This window comes from Acidovorax sp. GBBC 1281 (assembly GCF_028473645.1).
In the GTDB taxonomy this organism is placed as follows: domain Bacteria; phylum Pseudomonadota; class Gammaproteobacteria; order Burkholderiales; family Burkholderiaceae_C; genus Paracidovorax.
This window is the reverse complement of the sequence record NZ_CP097269.1, coordinates 4,625,399-4,639,148: the sequence shown is the minus strand read 5'-3', so window position 1 is coordinate 4,639,148 and position 13,750 is coordinate 4,625,399. Positions and strand designations below refer to the sequence as shown.

The 13,750-nt window shown below is 69.6% G+C and carries 11 protein-coding genes; 1 reads left to right on the top strand and 10 read right to left on the bottom strand.

Annotated elements, in window-relative coordinates; genetic code table 11:
• Positions 1-60 precede the first annotated feature (60 nt).
• From M5C96_RS21715 to M5C96_RS21695, 5 genes are all read right to left on the bottom strand, one after another.
• Positions 61-1,071 carry a LacI family DNA-binding transcriptional regulator gene (locus M5C96_RS21715; protein ID WP_272565211.1) on the bottom strand — a complete coding sequence of 337 codons (1,011 nt, stop codon included), beginning with the start codon at positions 1,069-1,071 and terminating at the stop codon, positions 61-63.
• Between the two features lie 35 nt (positions 1,072-1,106).
• The gene (locus M5C96_RS21710; protein ID WP_272565210.1) at positions 1,107-2,111 is read right to left on the bottom strand and encodes an ABC transporter permease; all 1,005 of its coding nucleotides are present in this window, start codon (positions 2,109-2,111) and stop codon (positions 1,107-1,109) included.
• On the bottom strand, positions 2,108-3,709 hold the full coding sequence (locus M5C96_RS21705; protein ID WP_272569807.1) for a sugar ABC transporter ATP-binding protein: 1,602 nt from the start codon (positions 3,707-3,709) through the stop codon (positions 2,108-2,110). Before M5C96_RS21705 ends, M5C96_RS21710 begins: the two co-directional genes overlap by 4 nt.
• A 111-nt stretch (positions 3,710-3,820) precedes the next feature.
• The gene (locus tag M5C96_RS21700) at positions 3,821-4,774 is read right to left on the bottom strand and encodes a sugar ABC transporter substrate-binding protein (RefSeq protein WP_272565209.1); all 954 of its coding nucleotides are present in this window, start codon (positions 4,772-4,774) and stop codon (positions 3,821-3,823) included.
• A gap of 420 nt (positions 4,775-5,194) precedes the next feature.
• Positions 5,195-6,874 carry an AMP-binding protein gene (locus tag M5C96_RS21695; RefSeq protein WP_272565208.1) on the bottom strand — a complete coding sequence of 560 codons (1,680 nt, stop codon included), beginning with the start codon at positions 6,872-6,874 and terminating at the stop codon, positions 5,195-5,197.
• Between the two features lie 135 nt (positions 6,875-7,009).
• On the opposite strand from M5C96_RS21695, the gene M5C96_RS21690 reads away from it, so the two are divergent.
• Entirely contained in the window at positions 7,010-7,933 is a 924-nt protein-coding gene (locus tag M5C96_RS21690) for an esterase/lipase family protein (RefSeq protein ID WP_272565207.1), read from the top strand.
• A 24-nt stretch (positions 7,934-7,957) separates the two neighbouring features.
• On the opposite strand, the gene M5C96_RS21685 is transcribed toward M5C96_RS21690, so the two are convergent.
• From M5C96_RS21685 to M5C96_RS21665, 5 genes are all read right to left on the bottom strand, one after another.
• Positions 7,958-9,493 carry a hypothetical protein gene (locus tag M5C96_RS21685; RefSeq protein ID WP_272565206.1) on the bottom strand — a complete coding sequence of 512 codons (1,536 nt, stop codon included), beginning with the start codon at positions 9,491-9,493 and terminating at the stop codon, positions 7,958-7,960.
• Between the two features lie 170 nt (positions 9,494-9,663).
• Entirely contained in the window at positions 9,664-10,503 is an 840-nt protein-coding gene (gene phhA / locus M5C96_RS21680; RefSeq protein WP_272565205.1) for a phenylalanine 4-monooxygenase, read from the bottom strand.
• 62 nt (positions 10,504-10,565) lie between these two features.
• Entirely contained in the window at positions 10,566-11,495 is a 930-nt protein-coding gene (locus tag M5C96_RS21675; protein ID WP_272569806.1) for a Bug family tripartite tricarboxylate transporter substrate binding protein, read from the bottom strand.
• 127 nt (positions 11,496-11,622) lie between these two features.
• Positions 11,623-12,759, bottom strand: a complete 1,137-nt coding sequence (gene hppD / locus M5C96_RS21670; RefSeq protein WP_272565204.1) for a 4-hydroxyphenylpyruvate dioxygenase — start codon at positions 12,757-12,759, stop codon at positions 11,623-11,625.
• Between the two features lie 147 nt (positions 12,760-12,906).
• On the bottom strand, positions 12,907-13,740 hold the full coding sequence (locus tag M5C96_RS21665) for a lipase secretion chaperone (RefSeq protein WP_272565203.1): 834 nt from the start codon (positions 13,738-13,740) through the stop codon (positions 12,907-12,909).
• Positions 13,741-13,750: the final 10 nt, after the last annotated feature.

Here is a 13,750-nt window from a genome sequence, read left to right as displayed (position 1 = left end):
AAAGGGACGAAGAGAAGCAGAAAGAAGGGGCGGACGGAAGGGAAAGAAGCCGGGCTGGGGTCAGGAAAAAAGGTACCGGGCCGTGGAGGCCCGCACGCGCAGTTCGGGTTGCAGCAGCATCTGGCGCGGCTCCTGCCGCTTGCCGTCGATGCGTTCGAGCAGCATGTCCACCGCCAGCGTGCCGATGCGCAGCTTGGGCTGGGCGACGGTGGTGAGCGGTGGGCTGGTGAAGGCGGCCAGTTCGATGTCGTCGAAGCCGACGACCGACAGGGCATCGGGAATGCGCAGCTGCCGCTCGTTCGCGGCGCACAACGCGCCCATGGCCATGAGGTCGTTGCACACGAAGACGGCGCTCGGGGCCGAAGGGGCGCGGAACAGCGCCTGCATCGCCTCGTAGCCGCCCTGGCTGGTGAAGTTGCCGTGCGACAGCATGCCCTCGGAGGACGCGCCGGCCTCGGCCAGCGCCTCGCGCCAGCCCGCGATGCGCTGCTCGCTGGGCGCCAGCCCCTGCGGCCCGCCGATGCAGGCGATGCGGCGGTGCCCCAGGTCCAGCAGGTGGCGGGTGGCCAGCCGCCCGCCCTGGGCGTGCGCGGTCTCCACCAGGTCGCAGGGCGGCTGGGGCACCTCGATCTCGCGGTCCACGAGCACGGTGGGGATCGACAGGCCTTCCAGCTGCCGCGCCAGCGTGGCGTCGTGCCCGGTCGAGACCACGATCAGCCCGTCGATGCGCCGCTCGGCCAGCACCTGCAGGTAGGAGGCCTGGCGCTTCGCCTCGTCGTTGGTGTTGCACAGGATGAGGTTGTAGCCCGCGCCGAAGCAGCGGTCTTCCACGCTGTGCACCACCTCGGCGAAGTACGGGTTGGAGCTGTTGGGGATCAGCATGCCCAGGGTGCGCGTGTGGTTGCGCTTGAGGCTGCGCGCGATGGCGCTGGGCACGTAGCCCAGCTCGCGGATCGCGGCCTCCACGCGCGCGCGGCCCTCGGCACTCACGTGGCGCGTGCCGTTGACCACGTGCGACACGGTGGTCACCGACACTTCGGCACGGCGGGCGACGTCCTTGATGGTGGCCATGGGATCAGGGGTGCAGGTGCGGGGCGGCCCGGGGATTAAACGGCTGCCCGGCGCTGGCGCACGGTATCGACGATCACGGCGGCCACGATCACGCAGCCGGTGATGATGCGCTTGCTCGGCTCGCTCGCGCCGATCTGCGCCAGGCCCGCCTCCAGCACCGCGATGATGAGCACGCCGAATGCGGTGGTGATGACCGAGCCGCGCCCGCCCATCAGGCTGGTGCCGCCGATCACCACGGCGGCGATCACCTGCAGCTCCATGCCGGTGCCGGCATTGGGGTCGGCCGCTTCCAGGCGCGCGGACTGCATCAGCCCCGCCAGCCCGGCCAGCAGGCCGGTGAGCGCGAACACCGCGATGCGGATGGGGCGCGGGTCCACGCCCGCCAGGCGCATGGCCTCTTCGTTGGTGCCGATGCCCACCAGGCACCGGCCGAACACTGTGCGCGACAGCACCAGCTGCGCCACCACCACCAGCACGAGGGCCAGCACGAACGCCACCGAGACACCGCCCGCCACGGGCGCCGACAGCCACGAGATGGCATCGCCCACGTATTGCGTGCGCGAATCGGTCACCACGTAGGCGCCGCCGCGCACCGCCTCCAGCATGCCCAGCGAGACGATGAACGAGGGCAGGCGCCAGGCCACCGACACCGCACCGGTCACCGTGCCGCAGATCAGGCCGGTGGCCAGCGCCAGCGCGGCCGCGGCCGGCACGCTCCATTTCCATTGCAGGATGGCGGCGGCCGACGTGGCCGCCGACAGCGCCATCACCGAGCCCACCGACAGGTCGATGCCCGCGATGATCAGCACGAACGTCATGCCCACGGCCATCACGGCCAGCGCCGGGATCTCGTTGGCGATGGTGACGAAGGTCTCGCGGCTCCAAAAGTACTCGGACATCCACGAAAACAGCACGACCATGCCGACCAGCACGGCCGCCAGCCCCAGGAAGGTGCCCAGTTGCGTGCGCCAGACGGAGGCGGATGTGGCGGCGGAAGAAGAAGGGGCGGCGGCCTGGGGCGCCGGTGCGGGGGTGTTCATGCGGAAAGGGGTTTGGGGGCGGCCGTGCGGCCACCGGGTTCGGAAAAAGCGGCCGCGAGCAGGGACTGTTCGGTCCACTGGCCGCGTTCGAACACGGCCACCAGGCGCCCGGCGCTCATCACGCCGATGCGGTCGGCCATGGCCATCAGTTCGCGCAGGTCGGACGACACCATGCACAGCGCGCGCCCGGCATCCGCCATGCGGTCGAGTTCGGCATACAGGTCGGCGCGCGCGCCCACGTCCACGCCGCGCGTGGGCTCGTCCAGCAGCAGCACGCGGCCGTCGCGGTGCAGCCAGCGGGCGAACACCACCTTCTGCTGGTTGCCCCCCGACAGCTGGCCCACGGGCTGCTCGGGCCCGCGGCAACGCACGCCCAGCGTGCGGATGAAACCCTGCACCACGCTGCTTTCGTGCGCCCGGCGCAGCCAGCCCAGGCGCGAGACGGCCGACAGGTCGGAGAGCGTGGCGTTCACGCGGATCGGCTGCGTGAGCAGCAGGCCCTGCGACTTGCGGTCCTCCGCCACCAGCCCGATGCCCGCCGCGATGGCCTGCATCGGCGAGGCGAAGCCGCGCGGAATGCGGCGTTCGCGCGGCTCGTGTGAATCGTTTGCTATTGAATTTGTAGCGGTATGCCCTAGTACCGATTGTGCTGGAGGCCGATTTGGATCATGTCCTTCGGACAGCACCACCGTGCCCCGGTCCGCCCGGTCGGCGCCGAACAGCAGGCGCAGCAGCTCGGTGCGGCCCGAGCCCACCAGGCCCGCGATGCCGAAGACCTCGCCCGCGCGCAGCTCCAGGTTCACGTCCTGCACCGCCGTGCCCCGGCCCAGGCCCTCGGTGCGCAGCACCACCGGGCCGGCCTGGCGGCGTGGGCGGTGTTCCTGGTCGCTCACCGCGCGGCCCACCATGCGCTGCACCAGATCGGCCTCGCTCAGGCCGGCCATGGGGCGGGCGTCCACCAGCGCGCCGTCGCGCAGCACGGCCACGCGGTCGGCGATGCGGCGCAGTTCCTCCAGCCGGTGCGACACGTAGACGATCGCCACCCCGCGCGCCGTGAGCCGCGCGATCTGTTCGAACAAATAGTTGGTCTCCCGCGGCGTGAGCATGGCGGTGGGCTCGTCCAGCACCAGCACGCGCGTGTCATCGTGCAGGTTGCGGGCGATCTCCACCATCTGCTGCTGCCCCAGCCCCAGGCGCGCGACCGGCGTGGCCGGGTCGATGTCGGTCAGGCCGATCTTGGCCAGTTGCGTGCGGGCGGCCGCATGCAGCGCGCCGCGGCGCAGCCAGCCCGCGCGGTGCGGCAGGCGGCCCATCAGCAGGTTCTCGGCCACGGTGAGCGTGGGAATCAGGCCCAGCTCCTGCATGACCATGCGCACGCCCTGGCCCTCGGCGTCGCGGCGCGAGGCGGGCGCATAGGGGTGGCCCGCGAGCCGCATGCTGCCGCGCGAGGCCGGCTCCAGCCCGCACAGGATCTTGGACAGCGTGCTCTTGCCCGCGCCGTTCTCCCCGGTGAGGGCCAGCACCTCGCCCGCATGCAGCGACAGCGTCACCGTGTGGAGCACCGTGGTGGCGTGGTAGTCCTTGCCCACGCCGATCATCTCCAGCAGGGGGGCGGACGCGGGCGCGGCGGCGGGCGGCAAAGGGGGCACGGGGTCGGTCCTCAGGTCAAAGGCGGCAGGCGAGGAGGTCGGCAGGCGCTGCGGGCGCGCTTACTTGCTGTCCTTGGTGACCAGCACCACCTCGGTCTTGACCTCGGCCGGCAACTGGGCCTGGGGCGTCTTGGCGGCCAGGGCCTTCTGCACCAGCTCGATGCCGAACACGGCCTGCTTGGCGGCGTACTGGTCGGCCGTGGCGAGCACGCGGCCATCGGCCAGCATGGGCTTGATCGCGTTGATGTTGTCGTAGCCCACCACCTGCACCTTGCCGACTTTGCCGGCGGCCTTCACCGCGGCCACCGCGCCCAGCGCCATGCTGTCGTTGCCGGCCAGCAGCGCCACCAGGTCGGGGTGCTCGCGCAGCATGCCGGCGGCGACCGTGTTGCCCTTCTCGATCTCCCACTGGCCGGACTGCACGCCCACCACCTTGATGTTGGCGGCCTTCATTGCGTCCTGGAAGCCCAGCGTGCGCTGCTGCGCGTTGAACGTGGTCGACACGCCTTCGATGATGCCGACCTTGTCGCCCGCCTTGATCGATTTGGCCAGGTAGTCGCCCACCAGCTTGGCACCCGCGCGGTTGTCGGGGCCGACGAAGGGCACGGTCAGGTTCTTTTCCTTGAGCGCGTCGGTGTCCAGGCGGTTGTCGATGTTCACCACCAGGATGCCCTTGTCCACCGCCGCCTTGACGGCCGGGACCAGCGCCTTGGAATCGGCCGGCGCCAGCACGATGGCGTTGACCTTCTGCGCCACGGCCTGCTCGATCATCTTGATCTGCGCGGCGGTATCCGTCTCGTTCTTGATGCCGTTGGCCACCAGCGTGTATTCGCTGGCATGCGCCTTCTGGTGCGCCTTGGCGCCGTCTTCCATGGTGCGGAAGAACTCGTTGGCCAGCGATTTCATCACCAGCGCGATCTTGGGCTTGTCCTGCGCGAACGCGGGCGAGGCCAGCAGGCCCCCCAGCACGGCGAGGGCGGCGGCGGTTTGAACGGAGCGGCGGGTGAAGGGCATGGTGTCTCCTGGAAAAGGCGTTGTCGGGGTGCGGAATGCGCCGGTTGCGGACCCGATTGGGGCTGTCGAAAGAGCCCCGATCTCCATCCGGAAAAACCGCCGCGGACCGCCATGGTAGCGAAAGCAAACGTTTGCGCAAACGTTTGCGCGTGGGGATTATCCCTGAGCCCAGGGGGCGGTGGTGCTTGGGAAGGGGGCCGGCGGGCGGCTGCGGCCGGAAAAGAAACGGGGTGCGCGCACAGGGGCGCGGGCCGGCTGAAGGAGGGCAAACGGGTCTTTGTCGGCCTGGGAGAGACCGGTAGCAGGACCCGGGCGGGCTGAAATCAGCGGATGCAGCTGTTACTTCCGCGTGCCACTCCGGCCGGGCGGCGCTTCATCCGCCGCGGGCTGCCACGGCCCGCGTGCGCCGGCCGGACTCAGTCAGCTGCGCAGTTCCCGGCGCAAGATCTTGCCCACGTTCGTCTTGGGCAGCGCATCCCGAAACTCGATGTGCCGGGGCCGCTTGTAGCCGGTGAGGTGCTCGTGGCAGTAGCGCTCCACGTCTTCCTCCGACAGCGCCGGGTCGCTTTTCACCACGAACACCTTGATCGCCTCACCCTGTTTCTCGTCCGGCACGCCGATGGCCGCGCATTCCAGCACGCCGGGGCACATTGAGATCACTTGCTCCAGTTCGTTGGGGAACACGTTGAAGCCGCTCACCAGGATCATGTCCTTCTTGCGGTCGATGATGCGGGTGTATCCAGCCTCGTCCATGATGCCGACGTCGCCCGTGCGCATGAAGCCGTCCGCCGTGAAGGCCTTGGCGTTCTCCTCGGGCTGCTGGTAGTAGCCGGTCATCACGTTGGGGCCGCGGATGCAGATCTCGCCGGACTGGCCGATGGCCAGGCTCTCGCCGGCATCGTCCTTGATGGCGATGTCGATGCCCGGCAGGGGCAGGCCGATGGTGCCGGTGAACTGCGTGTTGTTCACCGGGTTGTTGGTGCCGATGGCGCAGGTCTCGCTCATGCCCCAGCCTTCGATCATGGTGCTGCCCGTCACTTTCTGCCACTGTCGCGCCGTGCCCTCCGACGCGGCCATGCCGCCGGCCTGGGACACGCACAGGTGCGAAAAATCGAGCGCAGCGAACTGCGGGTTGTGCAGCAGCGCGTTGAACAGCGTGTTGACCGCCGGCAGCATGTGGAAGGGCCGCTTCTTCAGCACCGCGACGAATTTGGGAATGTCGCGCGGGTTGGGGATCAGCGTGAGGTGCGAGCCCTGGCGGATCGCCAGCAGGCACAGCGTGAGCGCGAAGATGTGGTACAGCGGCAGCGCCGCGATGCTGTTGGCATGGCGCACGTCTCCCACCTTGGACAGCGCGGGTGTGAACCATGCCTCGGCCTGCAGCGTGGCGGCCACGATGTTGCGGTGCGTGAGCACCGCGCCCTTCGACAGCCCCGTGGTGCCCCCGGTGTACTGGAGGAAGGCGGTCGAATCCAGCGTGGCGTGGCTGGGCGCCAGCGTGCGCCGCTCGCCCAGGGCCAATGCCTTGTTGAACGGCACCACCTGGCGGCCGTTGGTGAGTGGAATCTCGTAGGCCGGCACCATCTTGGCCAGGTGGCGCACGGCGAACGTGATCCAGCGCCCGAAGGCCGCGCCCAGCAGGTCGCCCATGCTGGCAACGCACACGTGCCGCACGGCGGTGCGGTCGATCACCTCGGCCAGGGTGTGGGCGAAGTTCTCCAGGATCACGATGGCGGTGGCGCCGGAATCCTTGAGCTGGTGCTCCAGCTCCCGCGCGGTGTACAGCGGGTTCACGTTCACGCAGGTGTAGCCGGCGCGCAGCACGCCCGCCATGGTCACGCCGAACTGCGGCACGTTGGGCAGCATGATGGCCACGCGCGCCCCGGGCTCCAGTCCCTGGCCCTGCAGCCAGGCGCCGAGCTGGGCCGACAGGCGGTCGAGCTCGCCGTAGGTCATCCACCGGTCCATGCAGACCGAAAAGGGGCGGTCGGCATGCTTGCGGAACGACTCCTCGAACAGGTGCGGCAGCGAGCGGTACTGCTCGGGCTCCACGCTGTGCGGCACCCCCGGAGGGTAGTTTTTCAGCCAGATCCGTTCCATGCGGTCGTCCCTTTCGTGCGCGGGTGGAGGTGGGCACGATTGTGGAAGCGGCTCGCGCCCTGTCCAGGGGGCTTGTCCTAGGCCCGTCCCGCAAGTGACATGATGCGGACTCCTTTTTTTCCAGGAGCACCGGTCTTGACCAATGCACGATGGCAACGCGGAATGGTGGTGTGCAACCTGCTGCTGGCCGCCGGCTGGCTGGTGTGGCAATGGCCCCACTCGCCCCTGCGGGCGGTGGCGGGCCTGGCCGCGGTGATGCTGCTGCTGCGGCTGTTCATGGGGCTGCAGTTCGTGTGCATGGTCCGCGTGAACCGGCAGGCCAGACGGGCCGACGGGGTGCCGGTGCCGTCGCTGGCGCAGGTGGTGCGCGCCTGGTCGGCCGAGGCGCGCTGGGCCAGCGTGGTGTTCGGATGGTGGCAGCCGTTTCGCTCCACCGCCGTGCCCGACTGGCTGCCGCCCCCCGTCACCGGCGGCCCGCCGCCCGCGCGCGGCGTGGTGCTGGTGCACGGCTTCATCTGCAACCGCGGGTTCTGGACGCCCTGGATGAAGGTGCTGCGCGGCCGCGGCCACCCGTTCGTGGCGGTGACGATGGAGCCTGCTTTCGGCGCCATCGACGACTATGTGGACACGCTGGACGAGGCCGTGCGCCGGGTCACCGCCGCCACGGGCCGCCCGCCGGTCGTGGTGGGCCACAGCATGGGCGGTCTGGCCGTGCGGGCGTGGCTGCGGGCGCGGCAGGCCGATGCGCGCGTGCACCGCGTGATCACGCTGGGCTCGCCCCACCAGGGCGCGTGGGCGGCGCGGTTCAGCCGGTCCGCCAACGGCCGGCAGATGGTGCCCGGGGGCGAATGGCTGCGGCAACTGGCGCAGGACGAGCCGTCCGGGCGCGCGGCGCTGTTCACCTGCTTTTATTCCAACTGCGACAACGCGGTGTACCCGGCCGCCACCGCCACGCTGGACGGCGCGGACAACCGCCTTCGCGAGGGCCTGGCGCACGTGCAGATGGCATTTCATCCGCCGGTGGTGCGGGAGTGCCTGGACCTCATCGCGGCCCTGTAGGCCGCACGGCATTGCCGCCTGCTTCTACGCCGCGGAGCGCCGCGCGTTGAAGTCGTCCGATCCCACGCCCATGTCCTTGCCGTACTGCGGCGACACATAGGCCACGTTGACGCCAGCCAGCAGCCGCTTGAGCTGCTTCACGGCGGCCACGTTGCCGCTGCTGAAATCGTCGGGCAGCGTGAGCCGGTCCTGGTAGGCCAGCTGGAAGGCCCGCTTGTCGTCCGCCGAGCCGTTTTGCGCGGCTTTGAATGCCAGGGCGATCTCCCGCAGCCCCGCATCGGCGGATTCGGGCGTGCCGAAGCCCGCGCGCAGCGCCGCCCGGCCTTCTTCGGTGGAGATGGCCATCACATGGACCGGCACCGGTTTGGCCGCTGGCGCCGGCGCGGCGGGGACCGGGTGCAGCGCCGGCTTGGCGGCAGGGTGCTTTTGCGGGCGGGGCTTGAGGTGCGCCTTGGGCGGCGGAGCAGCGGCGGCCTCGGCTTCGGCCTTGGCGGTGGTTTCGGCCACGGCGGCCGTCTCGGCAGCGGCGGCCGCGTCCGCCGGGGTTTCGGCCGGCGGCTCTGCGAGCGGCATGGTTTGCGGGGCGAACCGTCCCAGGGTGTGGTTCAGGAACTTCTGCAGCGACTGGCCGGTGGTCAGCAGCGACTGGCCGATGTCGGCCAGTTCTTCGCGGATCTCCTGTGACAGCCGCGTCTTGTTCTCCACCATGTGCTGGAGCGCGCCGGACAGCGCATGCAAGGCCGGTGCGGCCTGGGTGGCCAGGCGCTGCACCCGGGCCAGCACCTGCTGGGCCTGGGCGGCGGTAGTGATCTGCACGGTGTTGGCGCTCTCCAGGCCGATGGCCACGGCGGCGTGGGCCACGGACTGGAAGGCCGCCGACGCCGCCTGCAGCTTGGCCGGCAGCACCGAATACCGCGTTTCCATGGGTGCCTGGGCGGAGGCCGAGCTGCTGGCGGCGCTGCTGCCACTACCGCTGCTCTGGAAGGACGGTCTTTGGGGCAGCACCGAAGGGCGGGGCCCCTGCGGGCGCGGGCTGGCGCCCTGCAGGATGGAGGGGCGCACCTGCGGCAGCACCGACACCCGCGGGGGCCGCTGTGCGGCGGCCTCCGGCCGGGCGGGGTCCTGCGGCGCTGGGGCCGGGGGAAGGACCGAGCTGCTGAACGCCCCTTGCGGCGCGGGCGCATAGGGCGACTGGAAGGTGTTCATCGCCGAGTGCGACTGGTACGCCTGGGGCGGCAGAAAGCTCTGGCGCAGCGGCGACTGGTATTGGGGCGGCAGCTTCGAATGGCGCTGGTAGGTCTCAGACGGCTCGGTGCCGGGCCGCTGGGGCGACTGGAACTGCGGCGGCAGCAGCGAATGCCGCACTACATGCAGGGGTGCACGTGGCGGCATCGGGGCTGAGGACAGGCGCCGGGCCAACTCGGGCAGCGTTGGTTCGGCGGAGGGCGGTTGGCGCCTGCGCCGGACGGGCGCGACGGGCGTCATCAGCCCCGGCGAGGGATCGACGACGATGCCCGGTGCGGGACGCAGCGGTGACGAAATGCCAGAAATGCGCGACATGGATGGATTCCTCGGGGAATCCGCCGCCAATGTGCCTCGCGCTGGGCGCCAGTTGGACCTTGCGGCGGATGACGGAGTCGATCATCCGCAGCCGCACGGGGCCGCCCCTCCCCCGGCGCGAAGCCATGCCGCCGCGTGCGAAGAAGCGGCGGCCGGCCGGGTGCGCGCCGTCAGGCCGGCACGGCTTCGCGCTCGTCGGCCGCGAACTCGGGCTGGCCTTTGAGGCGCTCGTAGATCGGGGCGAAGTCGGCCGCGGTCATGTCGAACAGCTGCTGGAAGCTGTCGATGATGAAGTAGGTCTGCTGGTAGGTGTCGATCTTGTAGCGCGTGCGCATGGTGCGCTCCAGCTGCAGCGGAATGCGCTGCGGCTCGGGGCTGCGCACCGAATGGGCCAGCTCGCCCGAAGAGCTCAGGATGCCGGCGCCATAGGCCCGCAGGCCGTCGTCCTGGCGGATCAGGCCGAACTCGATCGTGTACCAGTACAGGCGCGACAGCAGCTCGCAGGCGCCCAGGCCGTGGGCCTTGAGGCCGCCCTGGCCGTAGCGCTGCACGTAGTCGGCGAAGACCGGGTTGAACAGCAGCGGCACATGGCCGAACAGGTCGTGGAAGATGTCGGGCTCGACGATGTAGTCGAACTCCTGCGGCGTGCGGATCCAGTCGGTCACCGGGAACTTGCGGTTGGCCAGCAACGTGAAGAACGGCACCTCGGGGATCAGCCCCGGCACGCCCACCAGTTCCCAGCGCGTGGCCTTGTACAGGCGCTCGTTCACTTCCTCGAAGCGCGGGATGCGGTTGCGCGCGCCGAGCGAGGGCAGGGCCTCGATGAACGCATCGCTCGCCAGGCCCGGCAGCAGGGCCGACTGGCGCTCGTACAGGCGCCGGTAGGTGTCGTGGTCGGCCGCGGTGTAGGCCTCGTAGTCCTGCGCGCAGGTGTAGTCGGCGTTGGCGCGGGCGTAGTCGCCGCGGGGTGGGCGATCGGATTGTCCGTAGACGACGGGGGGCTGTCCCATGTTTGGCTCCTTGGGTTTTTGTATCCATGCCGCAGCCCCGGGCGTCCTGCCCCCGGCCGCGGCTAATCCATCTTGATCTTTGCGGCCTTGATCAGAAAACCGTACTTGCTGTGCTCCGAGCGCACGAACTGGCCGAAGCTCTCCAGCGTCAGGTCCTCGGGGTCGAGGCCCATCTTCTTGAAGCGCTCCGTGCTGGCCGGCGACTTCATGCCCGCGCTGAAGGCCATGGCGTAGCGGCGGGCATCGGCATCGGGCAGCGCGATCGGGGCGAACAGCCCGAACCACGTCACCACGTTGAAGCCCTGCACTTCGTCGTTGATGCTGCGCACGTCGGGCAGGTCGTCGTCCCGGCCCAGCGAGGTCACGCCCAGCGCCTTCAGCTTGCCCGCCTTGATGAGCGGCAGCGACGAAGCCAAGTTGTCGAACACCAGGCTCACTTCCTGGGCCTGCAGTGCCTTGAGCGCCGGGGACGAACCCTGGAACGGCACGTGCGCCATGCGCGTGTTGGTCAGCGACTTGAACATCTCGGCCGCGATGTGGCCGATGCTGCCGTTGCCGCCCGAACCGTACTTGAGCTGGTCCGGGTGCTTCTTGAGGTAATGCACCAGTTCGGTCGTGCTGCCGATGTTCAGGCTCTTGGCCTGCTCGGCGCTCATCACCAGCACGTTGGGCGTGCGCGCGACGAGGGCGATCGGCTTGAAGTCCTTGATCGGGTCGTACGGAAAGTTCTTGTACAGCCAGGGGTTCACCGCATGCGTGGCCACCGCGCCCATCACCAGCAGGTTGCCGCCGGCCGGGGCTTTCGCCACCAGATCGGCGCCGACGTTGCCGCCCGCGCCGGGCTTGTTCTCCACCGCCAGGTTGCCCAGCGCCGCCTTGGCGCCTTCGGCAACGATGTGGGCCGAGGCATCGACCGGCCCGCCCGCAGGGTAGGGCACGATGATCTTCAGCGGCGCGGAAGGGGTCTGCGCGTGCGCGGCAAGTCCTGCCATGCACAGCAATGCACCCCCCAGATAGGCACTGGCGTTCAATAACTTCACGGTATCTCCTCCGGGTCTAAGACGTGCCGCAGTATAGAGATGCGTTACCGTGAAGCTGCATTCGGTTACAGGCGTTGTCTCAGTCGGACTTCAGCACGCCCCGGCGCATCTGGTCGAGCTCGATGCTCTCGAACAGCGCCTTGAAATTGCCGTTGCCGAAGCCGTCGTCGCCCTTGCGCTGGATGAACTCGAAGAAGATGGGGCCGAGCTGGTTCTCGCTGAAGATCTGCAGCAGCAGCGCGTCCTTCTTGCCGTCCACGAGGATCTTGCGTCGGTGTAGTTCTGCCAGCGGCTCGCCGTGGCCGGGAATGCGCTTGTCCACCAGTTCGTAGTAGGTGTCGATGGTGTCCAGCAGGCGCACCCCGGCGCCGCGCAGCGCGTCCACCGTGGCGTACAGGTCGTCCGAGCCCATGGCGATGTGCTGGATGCCCTCGCCGTTGTACATGTCCAGGTATTCCTGGATCTGGCCGGCCTTTTCCTTGCCCTCTTCGTTGATCGGGATGCGGATCTTGCCGCAGGGGCTGGTCATGGCCTTGCTCTTGACGCCGGTGACCTGGCCTTCGATGTCGAAGTACTTGATCTCGCGGAAGCCGAACAGGCGCTCGTAGAACCCGGCCCATTCGTTCATGCGGCCCCGGTGCACGTTGTGCGTCAGGTGGTCGATGTAGGTCAGGCCATGGCCGTGGGGGTTGAGCGCTTCTTCGGCCGACACGCCGGGCAGCGGCTCGAAGTCCACGTCGAAGAAGCCGATGTTGCCGATGTCGCCGGGCTGCGCGCCGCCCTTGCCGCGCCAGCGGTCCACCAGATAGATCAGGCTGTCGCCGATGCCCTTGATGGCGGGAATGTTCAGCTCGCCCGGGCCGGCGGTGCCGGCATAGCCCCAGGCGCCCAGCCCCAGGGCGCGCTCGTAGGCGGCCTTGGCATCGTGCACGCGGAAGGCGATGGCGCAGACGCTGGGGCCGTGCATGCGCGCAAAGCGCTGCGCGAAGCTGTCGGGCTCGGCATTGATGATGAAGTTGATCTCGCCCTGGCGGTACAGGGTGACGTTCTTGTGGCGGTGCCGTGCCACGGGCTTGAAGCCCATGCCTTCGAACACTTTGCCCATGGCCTGCGGATCGGGTGCGGCGTATTCGATGAATTCGAAACCGTCGGTGCCCATGGGGTTCTCCCAGGCGGCGGTCTGTTGCGTGGCTTGCTCGGGCAAGGCTGCGTTCATTGGCGTCTCCGTTCGTGGATGGATGTCTGCCATCCACTTTAGGCCGTAGAGACTCAGCATTCGGGCGAAATCGTGCCCCCGGCGAACCCGTTTTGCAGGAAACCTGCATGAATGGCGGCAATGCCGCAGCCGAGGGTTGCCCGGCGGTCAGCGGACCTGTGCGGGCAGCGCCCGCAGCGCCAGGGCGCCCTCCAGGCGGAGCTGCTCCTGCGGCGTGAACAGCTCCGACCGCAGTTGCGCCAGCCGGGCCGAAGAAGACCCCGAGCCCATCGCCGCCTGGTACTGGTCGAGCCGGCCCTGCCATTGCCGGTCCTGCGTGTCCACCTGGGCCAGTCGCTGCGCGGCTTCGGCGCCGTATTGCGCGCTGCGCGCGCTGAAGCGGGCCGTGGCGTCCATGCCCTGGGCGTCGAAGTCCGCGGTCTGCCGGGCCAGGCCCACGTGCGCCACCGCTTCATTGCGCTGTGCCTGCAACGCGGGGCCGAGGGCGCTTTCGGCCTGCTGCAGGGCCGCGCTTTTCTGGTCGGCCGTGAGCGACGGGTCGCGCTCCGTCTCCAGCCGGGACAGCAGGTACTCGTCCATCTGCGCATCTGCGGCGAACAGGGCCTGGTACTCGTCCGGTTCGAAGGCGGCCATGCGCACCTTCTGGCGCGCGGCCAGGGCCTGGCGCAGGGCCTGGGGATCGCGCAGATCGGCGGGCGCCTGCAGCCGCCCCAGCGCCACGCGGTAGTCCACGTAGCGGTGGGCCAGCGCCAGGGCCCTGGTGGCGACCTGCGGCGGGAAGAACTGGCCGATCAGGCCCTCCAGCCGCGCTTTCAGAAGGCCGGGCTCCGGCGCTTCGCCCGCCGCGTGCAGCAGGGCTTCCAGCGTGTCGCGCAGGCCGGGTCCCAGCAGCGGGTCGTCACTGGCGGCGGCCACGGGCGGTGCGGGCGCGTCCCACACCGCCGGCGTGGCCGGGCGGTGGGCGCGGGTGCCCGCAGCCATGGCCGAGGCG

What these genes read in the sequence shown, in the direction of transcription:
- M5C96_RS21715 (WP_272565211.1), bottom strand. Translation starts at nt 1,071, where the DNA reads ATGGCCACCATCAAGGACGTCGCCCGCCGTGCCGAAGTGTCGGTGACC.
- M5C96_RS21710 (WP_272565210.1), bottom strand. Translation starts at nt 2,111, where the DNA reads ATGAACACCCCCGCACCGGCGCCCCAGGCCGCCGCCCCTTCTTCTTCC.
- M5C96_RS21705 (WP_272569807.1), bottom strand. Translation starts at nt 3,709, where the DNA reads ATGATCGGCGTGGGCAAGGACTACCACGCCACCACGGTGCTCCACACG.
- M5C96_RS21700 (WP_272565209.1), bottom strand. Translation starts at nt 4,774, where the DNA reads ATGCCCTTCACCCGCCGCTCCGTTCAAACCGCCGCCGCCCTCGCCGTG.
- M5C96_RS21695 (WP_272565208.1), bottom strand. Translation starts at nt 6,874, where the DNA reads ATGGAACGGATCTGGCTGAAAAACTACCCTCCGGGGGTGCCGCACAGC.
- M5C96_RS21685 (WP_272565206.1), bottom strand. Translation starts at nt 9,493, where the DNA reads ATGTCGCGCATTTCTGGCATTTCGTCACCGCTGCGTCCCGCACCGGGC.
- phhA (WP_272565205.1), bottom strand. Translation starts at nt 10,503, where the DNA reads ATGGGACAGCCCCCCGTCGTCTACGGACAATCCGATCGCCCACCCCGC.
- M5C96_RS21675 (WP_272569806.1), bottom strand. Translation starts at nt 11,495, where the DNA reads ATGGCAGGACTTGCCGCGCACGCGCAGACCCCTTCCGCGCCGCTGAAG.
- hppD (WP_272565204.1), bottom strand. Translation starts at nt 12,759, where the DNA reads ATGAACGCAGCCTTGCCCGAGCAAGCCACGCAACAGACCGCCGCCTGG.
- M5C96_RS21665 (WP_272565203.1), bottom strand. Translation starts at nt 13,740, where the DNA reads ATGGCTGCGGGCACCCGCGCCCACCGCCCGGCCACGCCGGCGGTGTGG.